Origin of the sequence: Endozoicomonas ascidiicola, assembly GCF_001646945.1 — a bacterium.
Taxonomy (GTDB): Bacteria; Pseudomonadota; Gammaproteobacteria; order Pseudomonadales; family Endozoicomonadaceae; genus Endozoicomonas; species Endozoicomonas ascidiicola.
In genome coordinates this window covers 355,939-379,583 of sequence record NZ_LUTV01000001.1, presented here as the reverse complement: position 1 = coordinate 379,583, position 23,645 = coordinate 355,939, and the positions used below count along the sequence as shown (strand labels likewise).

The window sequence follows — 23,645 nt, the reverse complement described above, 5'->3', positions numbered from 1 at the left end:
AGTTAATAACGAACCCGAACAGCAAAGCCAAACGAAAAAGTTATCGAGCCAGTAAAGATGTCTGCAGGGAGTGCTCTTACCGCTCGAGGTGCAGTGGTTCAAAAAAGGAGGCGGGCAGAGTTATCCGTACGGATAAGTTCGAGGCCATACGCCAAGCCATGAACAAGAAAATGGAAACCACTGAAGCAAAGGCAATATACGCACATCGTAAAGTCATCGCTGAGCCACCGTTTGGTCAGATAAAAAATTCTGGTTTCAAGAGCTTTAGTCTGAGAGGTAAAGAGAAAGTAGCGGCAGAGTTTTCGCTGGTATGTTCGGCGCATAACATGAAAAAAATGGTGAAAGTAGCATCAACGGGGTTAATCCGTCTTGATGATTTGAAAAAGGTTAAAAATGCAGCATAAATGCCTTAAAAAGGCCTGAATATGAGTAAAGTGGAAAATTAAGGTCTAAATGCTGATCATTATTTGAGCGCTTTCAGGTTGAGCTGGTTTTAGGAGAGCTAACCGGGCTATTCTCGGTCAGCCTCCTAGCCCTCGAAAAGTAAATAACGATGCCAGCTTTTCCCCAGTTCCTGCAGACGAGTAGTTTTTTAAAGCATCTTCGCCAACAATGACTGCGACTCTATCAATACCTGAGACATTGCCAGAAAGAATACTGACTCGATAACCTCCATTCCTTGCTCGTTGTAAAGTATCGATTCTATGCTGACCAAGAAATTCTTCTACACCAGAAGCCGCTACAAAACCACCACCAAAAGCATTAAGACTTATCAGAAAAAAACAGAAAAAAAAAAGAACTTACCAATCCTCACGTATAACCACCAATCAACACATTACAGAATAATACCAATGGCGCTTTTAAATTATGGAGTGAGCAAGTTATTTTGGGCAACTGGGCAATACCCACAGGGCATAAAGGCGAAGAGACGAGTCATAGCATTAGCTATGGCGAGGAACTTCAACGCTGATCCAGTCGGTTAAAATGGCTGCGCAGCCCACAATTTAAAAGCAGAATTGGTATAAGACCTTCCACTATTGGAAATAGCATCCATAGTAATGTGTAGCTCATAACCAATACGCTGCACGTTTTTTTCATAAAAAAGCCAGCAAAGCTGGCTTTTGGGCAGTAATTTGATTAATTAGTTCCAGTCTAGAATCACTTTGCCGGATTGTCCGGAACCCATAATTTCAAACCCTTGCTCAAAATCATCCACTGCAAAGCGGTGAGTAATGATTGGAGAAATATCCAAACCGGACTGCAGCATACTGGTCATTTTATACCAGGTTTCATACATCTCACGACCATAAATCCCTTTGATCACCAAGCCTTTGAAAATCACCTGATTCCAATCAATCACCGTATCGCTGGCAGGAATGCCCAATAAAGCTATCTTGCCACCGTGGTTCATGTTTTCCAGCATCTGCTCAAATGCTCGACCATTGCCGGACATTTCCAGCCCCACATCAAAGCCTTCTTTCATGCCAAGCTCTGCCATCACGTCGCTCAGCTCAGTGTTGGCAACATTCACGGCACGGGTTGCACCCATTTTACGAGCAAGATCCAGACGGTATTCATTCACATCTGTGATCACCACATTGCGAGCACCTACGTGCTTACAAATCGCCACCGCCATAATACCGATGGGGCCGGCGCCAGTAATCAGAACATCTTCACCCACCAGATCAAAGGAGAGCGCTGTGTGTACTGCATTACCAAATGGATCAAAGATAGAAGCCAGCTCATCGCTGATATCATCAGGAATCGGGAATGCATTCTCCGCTGGGATGACCAAATACTCAGCAAAGGCACCATCACGGTTCACACCCACACCCACAGTGAAGTTACACAGGTGACGACGACCGGCCCGACAATTACGACAATGGCCGCAAGTGATATGACCTTCACCGGAAACCCGCTGACCTTTCTCAAAGCCACGAACCCCATCGCCCATCTCAATGATTTCACCCACAAATTCGTGGCCGACGTGCATGCCTACCGGGATGGTCTTCTGTGACCATTCATCCCAGTGATAGATGTGCATATCCGTACCACAAATAGCGGTCTTGCGGATTTTGATCAGCACATCGTTATAGCCCACTTCTGGCATTGGGCGATCAGCCATCCAAATGCCAGGTTCTGCTTTTAATTTTGCTAATGTTTTCACAGTATTCTTTATCTCAACTATCTCGACACGTCTTAATTAATGACGCCCAGCTCTCGGCCAATTTTGGCAAAAGCTGTAATGGCTCTATCCAGGTGCTCACGACTATGGGCAGCGGACATCTGAGTACGAATTCTGGCCTGACCTTTTGGCACTACCGGGAAAGAGAACCCTACTACATAGATGCCTTCTTCGAGCATTCGTTCCGCAAACTTGCCTGCCAACGACGCATCACCCAACATAACGGGCACAATCGGATGATCGGCACCGGCCAGGGTAAAGCCCAGCTTGGTCATTTCTGAACGAAAGTATTCGGCATTGCCACGTACTTTCTCGCGCAACTCGCCTCCTTCTGCCATCATCTCAAACACTTTCAGAGAGGCCGCCGCAATACTTGGCGCCAAGGTGTTGGAGAACAGGTAAGGACGGGAGCGGTTACGCAGCCAGTCGATCACTTCTTTTTTACCCGAAGTGTAACCGCCGGAAGCACCACCCAATGCTTTCCCGAGCGTACCGGTCAGAATATCAATTCGACCCATAACATCGCAGTATTCCGGTGTACCGGCACCATTTTCACCGATAAAGCCTGTCGCGTGACAGTCATCCACCATCACCAGAGCACCGTATTTATCCGCCAGATCGCAGACACCTTTCAGGTTGGCAATCACGCCATCCATGGAGAATACACCATCAGTGGCGATCAGTTTGGTTCTGGCACCGGCTTCGTCGGCGGCTTTCAGCTGGGCTTCCAGATCCGCCATATCGTTATTGGCGTAACGGAAACGCTTAGCCTTGGACAAACGCACACCATCAATAATACTGGCGTGGTTTAAAGAGTCACTGATAATGGCATCTTCTGGGTCGAGAATGGTTTCAAACAAGCCGCCATTGGCATCGAAACAGGAAGGATAAAGAATGGTGTCTTCCATATCCAGGAAGGCCGAAATTTTCGCCTCCAGCTCTTTATGCACGGTTTGAGTACCGCAAATAAAGCGCACGGACGCCATACCAAAGCCAAACTCAGCAAGGCCGTGTTTTCCGGCTTCAATCAGCTCCGGCGAATTTGCCAGCCCCAGATAGTTATTAGCGCAAAAGTTCAGTACTTCTTCGCCTGTGCTTACCTTAATTTCGGCCTGCTGCTGAGAGCTGATTACCCGCTCACTTTTATAAAGGCCTTCGCTTTTCAGTTCTTCCAGCTGATCGCGCAGGCGACCGTAAAAATCAGCCTTCATTGTGGCTCCTGATAGAGGGTGGTTAAAATCATTAACAGCTAATAGTGAATCAGTATGGCACGCCATTGAACAGGCATTTGTACGTATTTTAGGCGCGCTGCCTTAGAAGAACAGAAGGAATAAAAGAAATAGAAAGGAGGTAAAGAAAACACTCTCGCCGAGAGTGCCTTAATAGAGCTACTCAACCAATGAAATGGATTGGGCAATTTGATCAGTAAGACGTACCAAATCCAGCGGCTCTGATTGTGATAAATCATCACTTGCTAATAGAATTACCGTTTCAGTGTTGGATAACATTTCAAGCTTAAGCTCAAGAAACTCATCATTGTTATTGATCACAACAGGGAAGAAGCCACGATTGAACAACAAACGTTCAACAGAAACAGCGTACTGGCCGGGCACCTCAAAAACGCCGCCCTTTTGCCCTAATCTCTGCTGACGTTCCCGCTGGCTCACCGGTTTAATGTCAGAACCCTGCTTGCTGGCTCCGCGCACCATGCCTGCAGCAACCGTCGCATTACTCAAGCGATCAATCACAATAAAAGCGCCGGTCTGGCGATTATCCTGATAACGATCCGCTGGAATATCTTTAGTCAATTGCAATTGGCACTGACCAATTTCATTAAGCTGCAATTTATCCGCTTCATGCTCGCTTAATGAATTAATATCCACACGGTATGAAATATCAGAAAAAGCGCCCGAAATCTGGCTACCGGCAAACTTGATCAGATACTGCCTTCCCAAAGAAAGCGGCTCCTCTGCCATCCAGACCACATCGGTATCCAGAGTGGATGACACCGTTACATCACCACTGTTGTGTATTAGCATATCGCCACGGCTGATATCAATTTCATCTGTTAACGTCAATGTCACAGCCTGACTGGCAATACCCTGAGGCAAGTCGCCATCCCAGGTCACAATGCGTTCGACAGTAGACGTCTGTCCAGAAGGCAATACCTTAACCTCATCACCCGGGCGAACAGTGCCAGAAGCAATGGTTCCGGAGAATCCACGGAAATCCAGATTCGGTCGATTCACATACTGAACCGGAAAGCGAAAATCATCCAGGTTGCTGCTTCGGCTTAGCTCAACGTTTTCCAGAATCACCATCAGAGAGCTGTCCCGATACCAACTCATGTGCTGGCTTCTGTGCACCACATTGTCGCCATCCAATGCAGAGATAGGAACAAACTGCACATCACTGAGTTTCAGCGACTCGGCAAAATCCAGATACTGCCGGCGAATTTCATCAAAACGCTCACGACTGTAATCCACCAGATCCATCTTATTGATGGCGACGACAAGGTGCTTGATACCCAGTAGATTCGCAATATACGTGTGCCGACGGGTTTGAGTCAGGACACCTTGGCGAGCATCAATCAGAATAATCGCCAGATCACAGTTTGAAGCCCCCGTTGCCATATTTCGGGTGTACTGTTCGTGACCCGGCGTATCCGCAATAATGTATTTACGTTTTTCTGTAGAAAAGTAACGGTAGGCCACATCAATCGTGATGCCCTGTTCACGCTCTGCCTGAAGACCATCCACCAGCAAGGCCAGATCAATCTTCTCGCCTTGAGTACCTACACGTTTACTGTCGTTTTCCACTGCGGCAAGTTGATCTTCATACACCATACTGTTGTCGTGCAACAGGCGGCCAATCAGTGTGCTTTTTCCGTCATCAACACTGCCGCAGGTTAGGAAGCGCATCATCTCTTTGCGCTCATGGCGGCTCAGGTATTCGTCGATATCCGTGGCAATTAATTCAGATTGATGTGACATCAGAAATACCCTTCCTGCTTTTTCTTTTCCATGGAGCCCGCGCTGTCATGATCAATGACCCGCCCCTGTCGTTCCGATGTTCTGGTCAGCAGCATTTCCTGAATCACATCGGTCAATGTATCCGCTTCGGATTCAACAGCACCGGTGAGTGGATAGCATCCCAACGTCCTGAAGCGAACCTTGCGCATCTCCGGCACTTCACCTTCATTCAGTGGAAGACGATCATCGTCCACCATTATCAAATTGCCGTCCCGCTCTACCACAGGGCGCTCCTTAGACAGATAAAGAGGCACTATCGGAATCTGTTCAAGGTGAATGTACTGCCAGATATCCAGCTCAGTCCAGTTAGACAATGGGAATACACGAATACTCTCGCCTTTCTCGACTTGGCTGTTGTAGATATTCCACAACTCTGGTCGTTGATTCTTTGGATCCCAGCGGTGGTTTTTATCCCTGAAGGAATACACTCGTTCTTTCGCTCGGGAGCGTTCTTCATCTCGGCGAGCACCACCAAAAGCAGCATCAAAACCGTACTTGTCCAATGCCTGCTTAAGAGCCTGAGTTTTCATGACATCCGTATGTTTTGCGCTGCCGTGGGTGAAAGGGCCAACACCTTGCGCCAATCCATCCGGATTTGTATGCACCAGCAACTCAAGCCCAAGGTTTTTTACGTGATTGTCACGGAACTCAATCATCTCCCGGAATTTCCAGGTGGTATCTACATGAAGAAGTGGGAAAGGTGGTTTACCCGGATAGAACGCTTTCATCGCCAGATGGAGCATGACCGCCGAGTCTTTACCAATGGAGTAAAGCATCACCGGGTTTTCAAACTCGGCCGCGACTTCACGAATGATGTGAATGCTCTCAGCTTCCAACTGTTTCAGGTGGTTAAGGCTGTGGTTTTGATCGAGATCTGACATGCATGGCAACCCAAAGCGAAATTATTGTTCTCTAGGAGCCTGTCGGACTTACCACTGACCTACTGCGAAAAAGCCGGATTTGGCCATTTTTTATGCTCCTTTTCGTTGAATAGCTCGCTATTCGCCTCAAATGAGAATAAAAACTGACTCAAACCGGACTTTTTCTCGCTACGGTCGGCTAAGTCCGACAGGCTCCTAGGTAGAATACTATCAGCGTAAAAAGAATAATAAATTAAACAGCTAGATCGTTTACATATATGAATATAGCGCTTGGCGAGGTCGATGCTGCAGCCATTGCCACACTTGGGGAGAGGTAGAAACGAGCCCTTTTTTTGACAAAACATCAATGAGAAGGGCTTTTCTAAAAGAAGCTGACAAACTATTGGATAAGTGCACCCAGTGCCATCAGTGTGCTGGCAAGAACGCTCAAGGAGCCAGCCAGCATAACTACTTCCATTCGACTTAATTTATCGTATTCAGACTTCATACTGCTTTCCTGTACTGATACAACTTACAGAATTATAGCTCCAGTGGTTAGAGCTCTCTTATTAATCTTGCATCAATACGACTTAACTCATTGAAAAAATAGGATTTACCTTATGAAAATGCTTAATTGTCATTTATTTGTCAAACCTTGATGGCTAAACCCATCACCATAAAAATGAAGCTTATTCAGATTTAAGAAAATAACAAAGCCGAGAAACTGTCACTTTCTAATAAAAGAAGCCAATAAACTATAAAAGTCGTTTATATTTACAAACAAAAAAATTCAACACCACTCATATAAAAACAAACAAAAACCCAAAAAAACAATTAGAAAATCGCAACTAAGACCTACTTCACCTTTTTCAAAACCACTTATTGCCACCAGCATTAGATTATGGGGATATCGTATAAGTACCGTTCATCACCAATATGATGCAAAGAAAGTTAATTAAGTTAAAAGACAGTGCACGATTAATTGTTTTTTCAAACTTTCAGCAAGGTGAACAATAAAAAATCTTTGCAAAAGATAAATAACGCAACACTGGTTATTAAAAACAACAATCAATCAAACCAGGATGACAATAATGAAAAATACCCTCTCAGCAAAAGGCGCTGCTTTAGCATTGCTATTTAGTTGTATGCCAGAAATAGCCTCCGCAGACTGTTCATACCAAATTGCTAACGAATGGAATACAGGGTTCGTTGGCACCATTGCAATAACCAACGCAAAAGCCGAGCCAATTAATGGATGGAATGTAAACTGGCAGTATGCTGATGGCTCGGTCATCACCTCTCACTGGAATGCCACCGTATCAGGCACCGGAACCTATAACGCCTCCAACCTTGGTTGGAACGGCTCTATTGCGCCCGGTCAAACCGTTTCTTTTGGTGTACAAGGTAATAAAGGATCGGCGAACAGCCCCGCCAAAATCCCAGAGATTAATGGCGATCATTGCGGGCTTGGCGTTGATAATCAGGCACCTGTCGCCAGCTTTACTCTGGCACAAAACAATTCCGAAGTTGTGTTCAATGCGGCTGACAGCTCTGACCCTGATGGTGACGAACTTACCTACACCTGGGACTTCGGCGATAACACTCAGGCTCAAGGTATTTCTCCTGAACATAACTACGCTCAAACTGGTCAATACACGGTCACTCTGATCGTTCACGACGGTGAACTCAGTCATACGTTCAATCAGGTAGTGACCGTTGATACTCTCACCGTAAACACACCTCCGGTAGCCAGTATTGACGTCTATATGAACGGCTACAGCGTCACCCTTGATGCCGCTAGAAGCTCGGACGCAGAAAATGACACATTGTCATTTAGCTGGGATCTTGGTGACGGTAATACCGCACAAGACAGTCTTGTCAGACATGATTACACCAGTGCTGGGCAATTCACTGTATCTCTGGTCGTCAGTGACGGCAAAAACACCTCAAGCATTACACGTCAGGTGGTCATAACTGCACCAAGTGAGATCGCGCATGTCAATAACCCGTTTCTTGGCGCAACCGCTTATATCAACCCTGATTATGCCAATCTTGTGGATCGTTCTATTGCACAGGAAACCAACCCAACCCTAAAAGCCAAAATGGAGAAAATGCGAGACGTCCCAACTGCTGTCTGGCTGGATCGCATTGAAGCGATTTACGGGGGCGCAAACAACAGTAATCGCCTGAGCCTTGAGCAACATTTCGAGCAGGCATTACTGCAAAAAGAACACGGCGTACCCATGACGGTAACCATTGTCGTTTATAACCTGCCTGATCGAGACTGCGCCGCACTGGCTTCCAATGGCACTCTGCATTCCAAGCAGGATGGTTTGAATATCTACAAACGGGACTACATTGATGTAATTGCGGATATCGCCGGCGATGCACGATTTAAAGATCTGCGGATTGTTGCCGTACTGGAGCCAGATTCTCTGCCCAATCTGGTCACCAACACCACTGTACTGAAGTGTGGTCAGGTGAAGAGTGATGGCACCTACGTCAAAGGCATACAACACGCGATCGGCGCATTCGCTGAACTGGATAATGTCTATACCTATCTGGACATCGCCCATTCCGGCTGGCTTGGCTGGGAATCTAACCTGCGTGGCGCCATCAGTTTGTATACCGATGTCGTACGTGGTGCTGCCGGTGGCGATATGAGTGTGCTGGACGGTTTTATTTCCAACGTCTCTAACTACACCCCAACCGAAGAAATCTATCTGGATGACCCAGAGTTTGATTTTGATGGTAATTACATGGGCGTCATGTCTAGCAGTTATTACGAATGGAACCCTGTATTCGATGAGAAAGATTTTGCCGAACAACTGCACAGTGCCTTTGTCGCTAATGGCTTCCCACAGGATGTAGCCATGCTCATTGACACCTCCCGTAATGGTTGGGGTGGTTCAAATCGCCCGGCTTCTGCCAATGAAGATGCGGCGTCTGAAGACCAATACGTTATCGATAGCAAGCTGGATCGCCGCGCCCACAGGGGTAACTGGTGTAATGTCAGCGGTGCTGGTATCGGGGAAAGGCCCAAGGTTCTGCCTTTTGGTACGGACAGCGTGGTTGAAGCCTATGTCTGGATCAAGCCTCCCGGCGAGTCCGACGGTACCAGTGATTCCACTCAAACGACGCCGGACGATGAAGGCAAAAGCTTTGATCACATGTGCAGCCCTTCATACACCACTTCTGGCGGTGTACTGACAGGCGCCATGGATAACGCGCCTTCCGCCGGAGCCTGGTTCCATGAACAGTTCCGTATGCTGGTCAAGAATGCCTATCCGGCTCTTTAACCCTCTAATTGTTTGATAAACGACAACTCTCACTTTGATAGTTGTCGTTTATATCGAGGAAGAGCCACTAAAAAAGGAAGCACTAATAATGAAAAGAAAGCTACTCTCCTGCGCTCTTGCAGGTTTCATGTACTCGTCACTTGCTCACTCGGCACCGCTGCCGGATGACGATTGGCTCCATGTGGAAGGTAACCAGATCGTCGACATAGATGGCCAACCCGTCTGGCTGACCGGCGCCAACTGGTTTGGTTTTAATGCCACTGAACGAACCTTCCACGGTCTCTGGTCAGTGAATCTGGAAACCACGGTTCAGTCTATTGCTGAACGCGGTATCAACCTGTTAAGAGTGCCCATTTCGACGGAACTGCTCTATGAGTGGAGTCAGGGGCAAGCCTCCGTCCCCAATGTAAACACATCAACCAACCCCAATCTGGTGGACAAAACCGATCTGGAAATCTTTGATCATTTTCTCGCCGTGGCGAAACAATACGGCGTCAAAGTGATGTTGGATGTCCACAGTGCTGAAGCAGACAACTCTGGTCACGTTTACACCATGTGGTACAAAGGCCAGATCACCCCGGAAATTTTCTACAGCACCTGGGAATGGGTCACTGCCCGCTATGTAAACGACGACACCATTCTGGCGATGGATATCGAAAACGAGCCACATGGTAAACCCTGGGCTGACCCGGAATTTGCCAAGTGGGATGACTCTACTGACATAAACAACTGGAAATACGCCTGCGAAACGGCCTCCAATCGTATTCTGGCCATTAACCCCAATATGCTGGTGCTCTGTGAAGGTATCGAGTCCTATCCTATTGATGGTATTACCTGGACTGCCCAGACAGAAGACGACTATCACAACAACTGGTGGGGCGGAAACCTTCAGGGTGTTCGCGACTTTCCTATCGATCTTGGCGACAACCAGGATCAACTGGTTTACTCACCACACGACTATGGTCCTCTTGTTTATCAACAACCCTGGTTCTACGAAGGATTCAACAAGCAAACGCTTTATGAAGATGTCTGGAAAGACAACTGGATGTTCATCCACGAAGAAGAGATTGCGCCACTGCTGATTGGTGAGTGGGGCGGTTTCATGGATGGCGGCGATAACGAAAAGTGGATGGTCGCTATTCGTGATTTGATCATCGAAAATAAACTTCACCACACCTTTTGGTGCATCAACCCCAACTCCGGTGACACCGGCGGTCTTCTGAACAATGACTGGACCACCTGGGATGAAGCCAAATACGCTCTGTTTGAGCCCTCCCTCTGGCGAGCACCCAATGGCAAGTTCATTGGACTGGACCATCAGGTTCCTCTGGGTAATGCAACCGTCGGTACGACAGTGACTGATTACTACGCGTCACTGTCGCCATCGGTAGGCATTAAGTCACCAGAGGCGGGCACTGTTGTATTGACGGGGCAGCCCTTTGACGTACGACTGAGTCGAAATAAAGTAGCCGGTGTAAACGCTTACATTAATGGAGCCTTTGTAGCTTCAAGCGCTGACACCACCCTATCACTGACCGCTCCAACCACGGAACAAAACTTTACTGTCACGTTAAAAGGCACCAGTGCAAACGGTACTGAGCTAGATATCACCGACAGCATCGCTCTGCAGGCACTGGATTCACTTCCAGCCACGATAACAATCAGCGCTCCAGATACTGTTGAATCCGGTAAAGATTTCTCCATTGATGTTGTTGTTGAAAATGCGGCGGGGTATCAAGCAGAGTTCGAAGGTCAAACGACGGTTGTCATGGATCAAACCAGTACCGTGTTTACCGCTCCTATTCAGTTAGGTAGCTATCCAATCACCATTTCGGCGGTGGATGCACAGCAGCAACCACTTGGGGCAATAGCCACAACCAGTATTGATGTGGTTGCATTAAGCCTTAGCTGCAGCAGTGGCACTGAAAACATCTGGAATAGCGGATTTGTTCTGAACAATGTCCAGGTCACTAACACCACCAGCAAGGAGATCAAGAGCTGGAGCGTAGAACTGGTCTTCCCTCAGGATGTCACTCTGGTCAATGGCTGGAACGCCACTTTGGAGCAGGTTGCACCAAACCGTCTGAAAGCTACATCTCCGTCCTATTCAACATTGCAGCCTGGCTCAAGTCATAGCTTTGGTATGCAAGGTGGACATGGTGGCAGCTTTGCGTCTCCGGAATGTGTCGTTAATTAACACCTGATAAAGAGCGGCGTATCTATCCATGATATGCCGCTCTTAGTTGTCGCTTAATGCTGTCCAGAAAAATAATAAAACAGGACTAATCCAATGCGAATCAATCCCTTCAGAAGCGCCGTGACGTTGCTTCTGTCATCGGCACTGTCGGCAGCCAATGCCAACTACGATGGCAGCAACGGCCCCGGTGTCCCTCAAACTGGCTACAGTGCCGGTGAATACCTCAGCCATGTACCCTACGGTGGTCGTATGGTCACCTTCCATCGAGGATACTTATACCTGATGGGTCAGGGCAGCACCAGCTTATGGGATGTATCTGACCCTATCTCCCCGGTGATGGTTCACGAAAACAAGTACGGAGATAATGGTCATCGCTGGTACAAACTCAATACGGACCTCTTCTGGCGGGAATACTCCATGCCTGAACTGGGTGACAGTCATTACAATTTCCTTAACCTGTCCGATATGCTTGACCTCAAACCCTGGACAGCCCCTAACGTCCCCGTTCCCATCAACAAGTCTGGCCAGCTGGAAAAGTGGCAGGTACTGGAAACATTCCCCACTGGCACCAGTGGCAGCAATGTCCACGATTTACGTTTTGCTAATCCGGACCAGAACCCAAACACCATTACCTCTACGTTTTCTATGGACAATGCAGGCATCAACAGCAGCCTGCGTTTTCGTATTGGTAACCTGATGTTTGTACAGGGCAATGGTCTGGCAGTATTTGATATTGGTGATCCCGATAATATCCGCCTGCTTGACTCTCTGGTGGGTAATTTTAATCAGTACACAACCACTTACCATGTATGGCGCGACAAAGTCGTATTTCTGAATGGTAACGACGCCAATGAAGATAAAAACAATCTGGTAATGATTGATTTCTCCGATCCCACCGATCTCAAATATGCCGGTGGCGTCCCATTTTCGGATTCACCAGGTCGTTACATGTACTTCCAGGATGAATACGGTTTTGCCGGCAGCGATAGCTACGGGGTTAAAATCAACCTGGAAACACTGAAAGTTGAACAGAAAATCGAAGCACCCGGACCATGGCCGGATACCTTCCTTGATTTCCAGTGGATGCCTCTTGGTAATCTTCTGGCCATCAGCGGATCAAACGGTGGCGATGGCAAAACCTTCTTTTATTCCCACCAGGATGGTCTTGATACACGACCACCAGAAGTAGGTTTTCACCATCCGTTTGCCAATGCCACTGGCCAGCCTTTGACCACCGTCGTTGGTTTCTCCATTAGTGAAATATTGGATGAACGCACACTGACGGATACCAATATTCAACTTCGGAAAGTAGGTACGCCGGACTTAATCCCCGGCGATATTGTCAGCACCAGCTATCAGACAGTGAACTTTACCCCACAACAACTGCTGAACCCTGATAGCACCTATCGGGTGACGTTTATTAATAATGGCGTTAAAGATGTTGCCGGAAATGGTTTTGAAGAGTTCAGTTTTCTCTTTTCCACCGGCTCTGAAGTCAATGACGACCCGGCACCTATCTTTGAAGGCATTGATCTAAGCGTTGAAGGCCCCATACTTCAGGATGAAACCATTGCTATCTCAGCCCGGGCTTCTGATGAACAGGGCGACACACTGGAATACCGATGGGACTTTGGCAATGGCAGCAATAGCTGGTCCAATTCACCCGATATCACCTATGCCTTTACGACACCGGGATTACACACTGTCAGCCTTCAGGTGCGAGACCCCGGCGGCAATATCATCAGCCAGACTCTACGGGTTGTCGTTGTTGAAGAATTGTACGAGGGTATGCCGGCACAGTCTTCACAGCTGGCAATGCACAATGAGTTGAGTACGCTCGCAGCAGTCAATCCAGACAACAACAGTCTTGCTTTGATCAATACAGACACTCTCACCGTAATGCAGGAAATTTCTGTCTGTGATGATCCGGTATCTATCACCCGGGCAAACGACAACTTCTGGGTAGCCTGTCGTGATAGCAGTGAAGTCATGGTCATCAATACAAGCAGCGGCAACATTGTTGATACCTTGCCATTGCCTTACGGTGCCAAACCAATAGCGATAATGGCAAGCGTTGACCAGCATTCTGTCTATGTATCTGAAATGGGCTCAGGTTCCGTATCGCAATTTAATAGCGCTGATCACAGTCTGATTAACCGTGTCTCTGTTGGCAGTACCCCGCGAGCACTTGGGCAATCGCTGGATGGCAATACCCTGCTGGTCAGCCGCTTTATTTCATCGCAGGATCAAGGCGAAGTCTGGAACTTAAATCCGGGGACATTAAGCCTGCAAACGCAAATACCATTACCGATGGATACTACGACACTGGATACCAGCACCGGTGGTCGAGGCATCCCCAACTACCTTACGGGTTTAGCCTTACACCCTGATGGTCAAAGTGCTCGGGTGGTCGGTAAAAAAGACAATGTACTGCGAGGGTTATTCAAAGATGGCCAAGTACCGTCTTTTGAAACCACGGTCAGAAGCCTGGTCGCTTCCCTCAATATCAACGCAAGTGAAGAATCAACAAACCAGAGGGTTGATATTGATAACCACTCCCAGCCATCGGCGGTCACTTATGATCAATACGGCAGCTATCTGTTTGTCGCAATGCAAGGCAGTAATCGAGTGATTGTCTTGAATCCCAACAGTGGTCAGGAAATTGCACGTATCGATGTTGGTCTTGCACCTCAGGCATTACTTCTGGATCAATCGGGTCAGCGCCTATATGTAAAAAATTTCATGGGGCGCTCCGTATCCGTTGTTGACCTTTCCGAACTACTAACGAATGGCACCGACAGAGTCAATCTGATGGCTACTATTTCAACGGTCGGTAATGAAGCACTGGATGCCGAAGTACTGCGCGGTAAACAGATTTTCTATAACGCTGCTGATACCCGTATGACCATGGATGGCTATCTCACCTGTGCTACCTGCCATCTTGATGGTGAACAAGATGGCCGTGTATGGGATTTCACAAATCGCGGCGAAGGTCTGCGTAACACCATCTCGTTAAAAGGCCGTGGTGGTACAGATCATGGTCGTGTTCACTGGAGCGCCAACTTTGATGAGATTCAGGACTTCGAGCATGACATTCGTGGACCTGCAGCAGGTACTGGCCTGATGTCCAATGCCAGTTTCAACCTGGAAGGTGTAAACCATCCACTGGGCACGCTCAAAACAGGGCTCTCTTCCGAACTCGACGCCCTGGCTGCATATGTCGCGTCCTTAAAAGACTTTGATCCTAGCTCTAATCGCACAGAGAGTGGTGATCTCACCGCCGATGCGCAGGCCGGCAAAGTGTTATTCGATCAGGCCAACTGTGCCAGTTGCCATAGCGGTACCGGTTACACCGACAGTCCAAAAGGGCTGATGCACGACGTAGGCACTCTGAGCTCAGCCTCCGGTCAGCGGCTAAGCAGTGTACTTTCCGGGTTGGACACACCGACATTGAGGGATCTATCCCACACAGCGCCTTATCTCCATGATGGTTCTGCAGAAACCGTAAGTGAACTGTTCGGTTTCAATAATGCTCACGGTAAAACAGCAGACTTGTCGGCGACCGAGGTTAACCAACTCACAGCTTATCTCTTGCAGATAGACGGCAGTAGTCCTGATGCGCCTGAAAGTACTATTCAATTAGGGCTGAAAGGTATCGAGAACGGTACAACGATCAAGTCTGACAGTGTCACTCTTGAGTTGGAATCAAACTTATCTGCGGTTAGCGCTGTAGAGTACTTTGTGGATGGACAACTTGCTGGCGTATCCAGCACAAAGCCCTACGAAGTCAGCTGGACGCCAGATGAACCTGGTGTATATCGTCTGCAGGTAAAAGCATTGCATAACCAAGGCCTTACTGCGTCTCTATCACCGGAGGCAACAGTCGAAATTGGAGCCAACGGCAACTGCCGTATTGATTACCGTGTCATGCAGGACTGGGGGTCTGGGTTTCAAGTGGATGTGTCTATCCATAACACCGGCAGTGAAGTGGTCAGAGGTTTTGACCTGAACTTCCTACTGGGTAACGGGCAGGTTATTACCAGTGGCTGGAATGCCACCCTAACTTCAAGCGGACAGCAGATCACTGCGACTAATCCGGCTGGACATTGGAATGGTAACATTGCGGCTGGCGGAAGTGTTTCTTTTGGATTCCAGGGAAATAAGTCCGGTGCAATGATCATACCAGACAGTTTTAGTTTGAATGGTAGCGTGTGTGAAACAGAATAGTTTCACGTCTGAATGATGATAAAAACTCCCATGCATCACATGGGAGTTTTCAATTCGTTCTCGATTAATATAAGTGATTAACCGCCAAGATAAGCTTCCCGGACAGACTCATTAACCAACAACGCCTGCCCAGTGTCCTGAAGAACAATCTTGCCATTCTCCAGAACATAACCCCGGTCAGCCAGTTTCAGAGCCTGATTGGCATTCTGCTCTACTAGAAAGATCGTCATGCCTTCATCACGCAGCTTGGCAATAATGTCAAAAATCTGCTGAATAATAATCGGGGCAAGCCCAAGGGATGGTTCATCCAACAACAGCAGTTTAGGTTTACTCATCAACGCCCGGGCAATGGCCAACATTTGCTGTTCACCACCAGACATCGTACCAGCCCGTTGGTTAAGTCGCTCTTCCAAGCGTGGAAATAGCTCAAGCACATGCTGATAAATTTTCTCGTAATCCTTTTCGTTCGTGAAGAACCCACCCATGCTCAGGTTTTCTTCCACGGTCAGTCGTGAAAACACACGACGACCTTCCGGTACTAGCGCAATCCCTGTACGCATGATATCCGCCGTATCTTCCCGAGTGATCTCACGACCTTCGTAAAAAATTCGGCCACTGCTGGCTCTTGGATCACCACACAACGTCATCAGCAATGAGGTTTTACCTGCACCGTTGGCACCAATCAGAGTGACAATTTCACCCGCATTGATCTCAACGCTAACGGAATCCAGCGCCTGTACCTGCCCATAAAAAGTAGAGACATTCTCAAGGCTTAATAGTGAATTCTGATTGCTCATACGTCCTCTCCCACTATTCGCCAAGATAGGCTTTAATCACTTCAGGGTTATTGCGAACCTCTTCCGGTGTACCGGAAGCCAGAGGACGCCCCTGATTAATCACATATATACGATCAGAGATGTCCATCACCAGTTTCATATCATGCTCGATCAATAGCACCGATACGCCGTGGGACTTTCTCAAATCGGAAATCAACTCATCCAGTTCACGAGTTTCATTGGGGTTCAAACCTGCGGCAGGTTCATCCAACATCAAAAGCTCTGGATCAGTCACCATACAACGAGCGATTTCCAACCGGCGCTGCTGCCCATAGGCAAGGTTTCCTGCCTCACGGTTGGCAAACTCGGTCAGCCCAACCTTATCCAGCCAGAACGCTGCACGCTCTGTGGCCGCTTTTTCACTTTTCCTGAAAGACGGTGTTTTAAACAGTCCAGCCAATAATCCGGTATTCAAGTGACGATGTTGTGCCACTAGCAGGTTTTCCAAAACGGTCATCGCCTTGAACAGACGAACATTCTGAAACGTTCTCACCACACCCAGGCGGGCAATTTTGAAACCGGGCAGCTTTTCGACGGCCTGCTCTTTAAAAAGAATCTTGCCACCGGTTGGCTGATAGAAACCGGTCAAACAGTTAAACACTGTCGTTTTTCCGGCGCCATTCGGGCCAATCATGGAAACAATTTCACCCTTGCGGATATTCAGCGCCATTTGATCCACTGCCAGCAGACCACCAAAGCGCATACTGAGATCCGATGCTTCAAGCAAACATTGACTCATCTTACAACTCCTCCCATTTACACGCTTCCAGCCGCAGGCTGACCGCTGACTGATTCGGATTCCTGATCGTCATTCAGGCTTAAATGCGGACGCTTCATTGGCATCAACCCTTCCGGACGCCAGATCATCATCAGCACCATCATCAAGCCAAACATCAGCATCCGATATTCCTGAAATTCCCGGGCAAATTCTGGTAACACGGTCATAATCACCGCAGCCAAAATCACACCCATCTGAGAACCCATCCCACCCAACACCACAATGGCGAGAATGATGGCAGACTCAATAAAGGTGAACGACTCCGGGCTAATAAACCCTTGTCGTGCAGCAAAGAAGGTGCCGGCAAAACCAGCAAAAGCAGCACCAATGGTAAAGGCAGAGAGTTTGATGGCTGTTGGATTCAAACCAAGAGAACGACAGGCAATATCGTCTTCACGGAGTGCTTCCCAGGCACGGCCAATGGGCATTCTGAGTAGACGATTAATGACGTACAAAGTGACCAGCACTAGTAACACCGCCAGAATGTACAGGAAGATAACTTTGTAGCCACTGCTGTAGTCGATACCAAAGAATTCATGGAACGGCACATTGCCTTCTTCTTTTGCCCGGCGAGTAAACTCCAAACCAAATAAAGTCGGTTTTGGAATCTGACTAATGCCGTTAGGGCCACCGGTAATCGCCGTCCAGTTATTCAACAGGATTCGTATAATTTCACCAAAGCCCAAGGTGACAATGGCGAGATAATCCCCACGAAGCCTTAACACCGGAAAGCCAAGAACAAAGCCAAACAGTGCCGCCATCGCACCGCCAATCAGCAAACAACTCCAGAAATCCAGACCAAAATACTGATTCAGCAATGCATAACTGTAGGCACCAACGGCGTAGAAACCAACGTAGCCAAGATCAAGCAGCCCTGCCAAACCAACCACTACATTCAATCCCAGCCCCAGCATCACATAAATCAATGCCAGTGTTGCTAGATCTACAGCACCACGGGAAACAAAAAATGGCCAGATCAGCAAACCCGCAATGGCAAAACTGATCAGCAAGCGTTTCAGCGGCTTATTGTCGTCCAATGAGGGAATACTGATTTTTGGAACCGCGTTATGCCCCTTAACCTTAACGCCACTCCATAAAGCCGTTAAAGGATCACGAAAGAGCTGCACAAGAAAAACAAAAACAGCACCAGACACAATCCATGCCCAGCGTTCACTGGCTGCAAAATTAACCACCAGCCGAGTATTTTCTGTTGTGAGCTGAACACCCAGCATCAACACGGCCAGTAACAAAAGGACGCCCGCGGCCATAAATGCCGGAAACCAACGCAAGCTGGCTGTAGCGTTATAGTTATTCATACTTTTTCTACCTCCGGCTTACCCAGAATGCCTGTCGGGCGGAACAGAAGAATCAGCACCAGAAGACTAAAGGCGACAACATCTTTATATTCTGTACTGAAATAGCCTGCTGTGAATGCTTCAGTAACACCAAGAATTAATCCACCCAACACCGCACCAGGAATACTTCCGATGCCGCCAAGCACCGCAGCAGTAAAGGCTTTTAGCCCAGCCAGAAAACCAATATAGGGATTGATTACACCGTAATAGAGACCAAGCAGAACACCCGCAACGGCGGCTAGCGCAGCACCAATCACAAAGGTCAGGGAAATTACCTGATTGGTATTAATGCCCAGAAGACGGGTCATTCCCAAATCTTCAGCGCAAGCCCGACAAGCTCTGCCCATACGTGAACGGGAAATAAACAGGGTTAACAATGTCATGGTGATGAAGGTAATAATGAAAATTACCACCTGCATATACGACAACGTAATATTAAATCCGTCTTCAGGCCCAAAACTCCACCCGCCAGAAATCAAACTCGGCATGGCGATATCCCGAGAGCCTTGGGCAATACGCACATAGTTTTGGAGGAAAATAGACATACCAATAGCAGAGATCAGCGCTATCAGACGATTACTGTTGCGTAATGGCCGATAAGCCACCCGTTCAATAGTAAACCCATAAGTACTGGTGATAATAATGCTGATGATAAATGCGGCTGACAGCATCAGAGTGACACTATCAATGCCCATCAAGGCAAGAGCAGCCAGCACGGCGAAGGCAACGTAGCTGCCAATCATGTAAATTTCGCCGTGTGCGAAGTTGATCATTCCAATGATGCCATAGACCATCGTATAGCCTATGGCGATGAGGGCATATGTACTGCCTACAGTCAGCCCGTTCAGCAACTGCTGTATAAAATAAAACCCAGCTTCCCCCATAATGTACACCTTATTATGTTTATTCTTTTAGTTTGTTCTTCCGGGTTATCTAACCCTTGGCTAATAAACAGTCACTGTCCTATAAGCCAAAACAGGAAAGCTAAATTCCCTGTAAAATGTGCCCCCATCCTAAATAAAAGCCGAAGTTTTCGAAAGTAAAATGTTTCTAACTGTTGAAATTTGAAATTTTCTTTGCAGGCACACCTGTTCATCTATCATTCACCAACCTGATTTATGCCTTACGCCAGATGCAAACACACGTTTGCATAAACATTTTAAATCTGGTTTTATTAGCCCACGTTCGCCTATCAGGCGATATTTTGCTTCTAATAAAAACTACGATGTCAGGTACGGATACCATCCACACTTAAGTAGTTTGACAGTCCTTATAACAGAAGAAGACCATAAAAAGAGGAAGTGACGACTGTGAAAATCAAGCAGCTAAAAAACCTGAAGGCCAGCCTTCTGGCTGTCTCTGTGGCCCTTTCGGGCGTTTTACTCACCACTACAGATAACGATGCCTATGCCGCCGGTACTCTGCGGATTGGTAACATGGGTGAACCCGCCTCACTTGATCCTCACTACACCTCTGGTGTTTGGGAAAGCCGCATCGTTGGTAACATGTTCTTAGGGTTAACCACCGAAGCCGCCGATGGATCCATCATTCCCGGCGCAGCAGAAAGCTGGTCAGTGTCCGACGATGGTCTGGTATACACTTTTACCCTGCGCGATCATACATGGTCGGATGGCCAGCCAGTCGTTGCTGAGGATTTCAAACTGGCTCTGCAGCGTATTCTGAGACCTGAAACTGCAGCCGGCTATGCCTCGCTTCTGTACACCATCAAAGGTGCTGAACTGGTAAATACGGGTAAAGCAGGCCCGGAAGCGCTCGGTGTTGAGGTAATTGACGATAAAACACTGGAGATCACACTGTCCGGACCAGCCCCTTACTTCATTGCACAGCTGGCCCACTACACTGCTTACCCTGTACCTGCTCACAAAATTAAAGAGCTGGGCAGAGATTGGGCAAAAGACGACAGAATGGTCAGTAACGGTGCTTTCACCCTTAGCCAGTGGACTCCAAACTCAGAAATCCGTTTGGAAAAAAACCCGAATTTCTACGACGCTGAAAATGTATCTCTTGATGAGCTGGTGTTCTATCCACAGGAAGACCGTTCAGCGGTTCTGAAGCGCGTGCGGGCTGGCGAAATTGACATACAAACAGACTTTGCGTCTTCCGACCTGAAGTGGCTGGAGGCCAACATGCCTGATTATGTGCGTATCGCGCCATATCTCGGCGTTTACTACTACCCGCTCAACCTTAACGATGAAGTGCTGAAAGACACTCGAGTTCGTGAAGCGCTGGCCATGACCATTGATCGTAAAATTCTTACGGAAAAAGTCCTTAAAACCGGAGAAGTAGCAGCATACAGCTTTGTACCACCAGGTACTGGCGACTATGGTCAATCACCGGAAGTAAGCTGGAAAACCATGTCTCAGAAAGAACGGGTAGCCGAGGCTAAGCGTCTGATGAAAGAGGCTGGATACGACAAGGATAATGCACCTACGATTCAGTTGAGCTACAACACCTCTGAAAACCACAAGAAAATCGCTATCGCCGTAGCGGCAATGTGGAAGAAGGCGCTGGGCGTTAAAACCGAACTGTTTAACACCGAAGTCAAAGTTCACTACGACAACCTGAAAACAAGAACCTTTCAGGCTGGCCGTGCGGGCTGGATTGCAGACTACAACGACCCACAGAACTTCTTGAGTCTGATGGAAAGTCGTAACTCTTCCCAGAACTACTCTGACTTTAATGACAACCAGTATAACGAACTGATGAGGGCTGCAGAGCTGGAATCCGGTCCGGTTAAACGTAATGAACTCATGCGTCAGGCTGAGGTTATTGCACTGAAGGCCATGCCAAACATTCCTATCTACCACTACGTATCCAAGAACCTGGTAAATCCAAAGGTTGAAGGCTGGGTTGATAACGCATCCGACATCCACTTGGCTCGTTACCTGTCTATCAAAGAGTAATCAAACGGAATACGCTCCTGCCCACAGCAGGAGTATGCTCAACGCTGTCGTGCGCCATGGATGGCCATGAAAAATAAAACGAAGAGGGATCTCCAAAGGAAAGAGCGAATAATTCCATGTTTGCCTACATACTCAAGCGGTTGCTAACGGCGATTCCGACGCTGTTTATCATCATTACAATCGCATTTTTCATGATGCGCATTGCCCCCGGAGGCCCGTTCGATCAGGAACGACAGCTGCCGCCGGAAATTGAAGCCAATATTCTCAAAGCCTATGATCTGGATAAACCGGTCTACGAGCAGTATTTCATCTACATCAGCAAACTGCTTCAGTTTGATTTTGGGCCCTCTTACAAATTCAGGGATTTCTCAGTTACTGAACTGATTCTTTCCGGCTTGCCTGCCAGTTTTCAAATCGGTGGCCTGGCTATTCTGCTCGCGACGTTTATTGGCATTGGGCTGGGAACGCTGGCAGCACTCTATCAAAACCAGAAAACCGATTACGCCATTATGGGCGTTGCCATGACTGGCATTGCCATTCCAAACTTTGTTGCAGCCCCCATTCTTTCCCTGGTGTTTGGTGTCTATCTTGCCTGGTTGCCCGTCGCAGGTTGGGGTGATGGTGCTGCCAGAAACCTTGTCCTGCCCGTGATCTCTCTGGCATTACCACAAATCGCCTACATCGCCCGACTGACAAGAGGCTCGATGATTGAGGTTCTGCATTCCAACTACATCCGAACCGCCAGAGCCAAAGGCATTCGTGAAAGATTGGTGGTGGTGCGTCATGGTATCAAAGGTGCTTTGTTGCCGGTTGTCTCTTATTTAGGCCCGGCGGTGGCTGCCGTGACCACTGGCTCGGTGGTAATTGAATCCATTTACGATATACCCGGCGTTGGTCGTTATTTTGTGAATGCTGCGCTGAACCGTGATTACCCTCTGGTCATGGGTGTGGTGATTTTCTACGCAACCTTGATTCTCATGATGAACCTGATCGTGGACGTGATTTACAGCTTCCTGGATCCGAAACTGAGGGTTGGCGCATGAGCAATGCATTGAACATGAACGACAAGCTGGCGTCTTTTAATGATGACTATTCAGAAGTCGCTGGCCGCTCGCTCTGGCAGGATGCCCGTATTCGCTTAATGCGAAACAAGGCAGCTGTCGTTTCGATGGTGATTCTCTCCATCATTACTTTAATGGCGATCTTAGCGCCCTGGCTATCATCCCACCCTTTTGATGAAGTCTACTGGGACTTTATTCAAGTGCCGCCAAACTTTGCAGAAGGCTTCTGGTTTGGTACCGATGAAAATGGCCGAGACCTGTTCGTCCGCACCCTATATGGCGCCAGAGTGTCGTTAATGGTTGGCCTTGTGGCGACCACGGTGTCGCTGGTGATCGGTGTCGTTTATGGAGCTGTCGCCGGTTATATGGGCGGGCGTGTCGACAACCTCATGATGCGCTTTGTGGATATCCTTTATTCACTGCCGTTTATGTTTTTCGTCATTATCCTGATGGTGATTTTTGGCCGGAACATTTATCTGATCTTTGTCGCACTCGGTGCCGTTGAATGGCTAACCATGGCGCGAATCGTACGCGGTCAGACACTGGCGGTTAAGAAAAAAGAGTTTATTGAGGCGGCCCATGCCAGCGGTGTATCCACTACGAAGATTATCTTCCGCCATATTATTCCCAATATTCTTGGACCGGTGATCGTCTATATGACGTTGACGATTCCCCAGGTCATTCTCACGGAAAGCTTTCTTTCCTTCCTTGGTCTTGGTGTACAGGAACCGTTAACCAGTTGGGGCGTATTGATTTCCGAAGGCTCCAAAGTAATGGAATCTGCTCCCTGGATGCTGGCATTCCCTGCCACCTTCCTGGCTCTCACCCTGTTCTGTTTCAACTTCATTGGTGACGGTCTGCGTGATGCGCTGGACCCCAAGGATCGATAAC

At 48.0% G+C, this 23,645-nt stretch carries 16 protein-coding genes; 8 read left to right on the top strand and 8 right to left on the bottom strand.

Annotation, left to right across the window (positions count from 1 at the left end; genetic code table 11):
* Nucleotides 1-5: 5 nt before the first annotated feature.
* Entirely contained in the window at nucleotides 6-404 is a 399-nt protein-coding gene (locus tag AKL11_RS01405) for a transposase (protein WP_157673404.1), read from the top strand.
* 300 nt (nucleotides 405-704) lie between these two features.
* Entirely contained in the window at nucleotides 705-983 is a 279-nt protein-coding gene (locus AKL11_RS01400) for a hypothetical protein (RefSeq protein ID WP_067514818.1), read from the top strand.
* Nucleotides 984-1,141: 158 nt separating this feature from the next.
* Here the strand turns inward: AKL11_RS01400 and tdh are convergent, their stop codons facing one another.
* The 4 genes from tdh to cysD form a co-directional block, all read right to left on the bottom strand.
* On the bottom strand, nucleotides 1,142-2,167 hold the full coding sequence (gene tdh / locus AKL11_RS01395) for an L-threonine 3-dehydrogenase (RefSeq protein ID WP_067514816.1): 1,026 nt from the start codon (nucleotides 2,165-2,167) through the stop codon (nucleotides 1,142-1,144).
* A gap of 32 nt (nucleotides 2,168-2,199) precedes the next feature.
* Nucleotides 2,200-3,396, bottom strand: coding sequence for a glycine C-acetyltransferase (locus AKL11_RS01390; protein ID WP_067514814.1), 1,197 nt, complete (start codon nucleotides 3,394-3,396; stop codon nucleotides 2,200-2,202).
* A 177-nt stretch (nucleotides 3,397-3,573) separates the two neighbouring features.
* Nucleotides 3,574-5,178 (bottom strand): sulfate adenylyltransferase subunit CysN, encoded by a 1,605-nt coding sequence (cysN, locus tag AKL11_RS01385; protein ID WP_067514812.1) that lies wholly within the window; start codon nucleotides 5,176-5,178, stop codon nucleotides 3,574-3,576.
* The gene (gene cysD / locus AKL11_RS01380) at nucleotides 5,178-6,098 is read right to left on the bottom strand and encodes a sulfate adenylyltransferase subunit CysD (protein ID WP_067514810.1); all 921 of its coding nucleotides are present in this window, start codon (nucleotides 6,096-6,098) and stop codon (nucleotides 5,178-5,180) included. The genes cysN and cysD overlap by 1 nt, the downstream gene beginning before the upstream one ends.
* Nucleotides 6,099-7,168: 1,070 nt before the next feature.
* Between cysD and AKL11_RS01375 the strand changes: the two genes are divergently transcribed.
* The 3 genes from AKL11_RS01375 (at nucleotide 7,169) to AKL11_RS01365 (ending at nucleotide 15,800) form a co-directional block, all read left to right on the top strand.
* Nucleotides 7,169-9,376 carry a glycoside hydrolase family 6 protein gene (locus AKL11_RS01375; RefSeq protein WP_067514808.1) on the top strand — a complete coding sequence of 736 codons (2,208 nt, stop codon included), beginning with the start codon at nucleotides 7,169-7,171 and terminating at the stop codon, nucleotides 9,374-9,376.
* A gap of 88 nt (nucleotides 9,377-9,464) precedes the next feature.
* Nucleotides 9,465-11,573, top strand: coding sequence for a cellulase family glycosylhydrolase (locus AKL11_RS01370; RefSeq protein WP_067514806.1), 2,109 nt, complete (start codon nucleotides 9,465-9,467; stop codon nucleotides 11,571-11,573).
* A gap of 93 nt (nucleotides 11,574-11,666) precedes the next feature.
* Nucleotides 11,667-15,800 carry a cellulose binding domain-containing protein gene (locus AKL11_RS01365; RefSeq protein ID WP_067514804.1) on the top strand — a complete coding sequence of 1,378 codons (4,134 nt, stop codon included), beginning with the start codon at nucleotides 11,667-11,669 and terminating at the stop codon, nucleotides 15,798-15,800.
* Nucleotides 15,801-15,877: 77 nt separating this feature from the next.
* On the opposite strand, the gene AKL11_RS01360 is transcribed toward AKL11_RS01365, so the two are convergent.
* Genes AKL11_RS01360 through livH form a run of 4 tightly spaced genes read right to left on the bottom strand, consistent with a single transcriptional unit; the run spans nucleotide 15,878 to nucleotide 19,653 of the window.
* On the bottom strand, nucleotides 15,878-16,597 hold the full coding sequence (locus AKL11_RS01360) for an ABC transporter ATP-binding protein (protein ID WP_067514802.1): 720 nt from the start codon (nucleotides 16,595-16,597) through the stop codon (nucleotides 15,878-15,880).
* 13 nt (nucleotides 16,598-16,610) lie between these two features.
* Nucleotides 16,611-17,339, bottom strand: coding sequence for a high-affinity branched-chain amino acid ABC transporter ATP-binding protein LivG (gene livG / locus AKL11_RS01355; protein WP_436404685.1), 729 nt, complete (start codon nucleotides 17,337-17,339; stop codon nucleotides 16,611-16,613).
* 53 nt (nucleotides 17,340-17,392) lie between these two features.
* Nucleotides 17,393-18,730: a high-affinity branched-chain amino acid ABC transporter permease LivM gene (locus tag AKL11_RS01350; protein ID WP_067514798.1), complete on the bottom strand. Its 1,338-nt coding sequence runs from the start codon at nucleotides 18,728-18,730 to the stop codon at nucleotides 17,393-17,395.
* Nucleotides 18,727-19,653: a high-affinity branched-chain amino acid ABC transporter permease LivH gene (gene livH / locus AKL11_RS01345; protein ID WP_067514796.1), complete on the bottom strand. Its 927-nt coding sequence runs from the start codon at nucleotides 19,651-19,653 to the stop codon at nucleotides 18,727-18,729. Before livH ends, AKL11_RS01350 begins: the two co-directional genes overlap by 4 nt.
* Before the next feature lie 426 nt (nucleotides 19,654-20,079).
* On the opposite strand from livH, the gene AKL11_RS01340 reads away from it, so the two are divergent.
* From AKL11_RS01340 to AKL11_RS01330, 3 genes are all read left to right on the top strand, one after another.
* Nucleotides 20,080-21,693 carry a peptide ABC transporter substrate-binding protein gene (locus AKL11_RS01340; RefSeq protein WP_253705155.1) on the top strand — a complete coding sequence of 538 codons (1,614 nt, stop codon included), beginning with the start codon at nucleotides 20,080-20,082 and terminating at the stop codon, nucleotides 21,691-21,693.
* Nucleotides 21,694-21,809: 116 nt separating this feature from the next.
* Nucleotides 21,810-22,736, top strand: a complete 927-nt coding sequence (gene oppB / locus AKL11_RS01335) for an oligopeptide ABC transporter permease OppB (protein ID WP_067514794.1) — start codon at nucleotides 21,810-21,812, stop codon at nucleotides 22,734-22,736.
* Nucleotides 22,733-23,644, top strand: coding sequence for an ABC transporter permease subunit (locus AKL11_RS01330; protein WP_245673376.1), 912 nt, complete (start codon nucleotides 22,733-22,735; stop codon nucleotides 23,642-23,644). The genes oppB and AKL11_RS01330 overlap by 4 nt, the downstream gene beginning before the upstream one ends.
* Nucleotide 23,645: the final 1 nt, after the last annotated feature.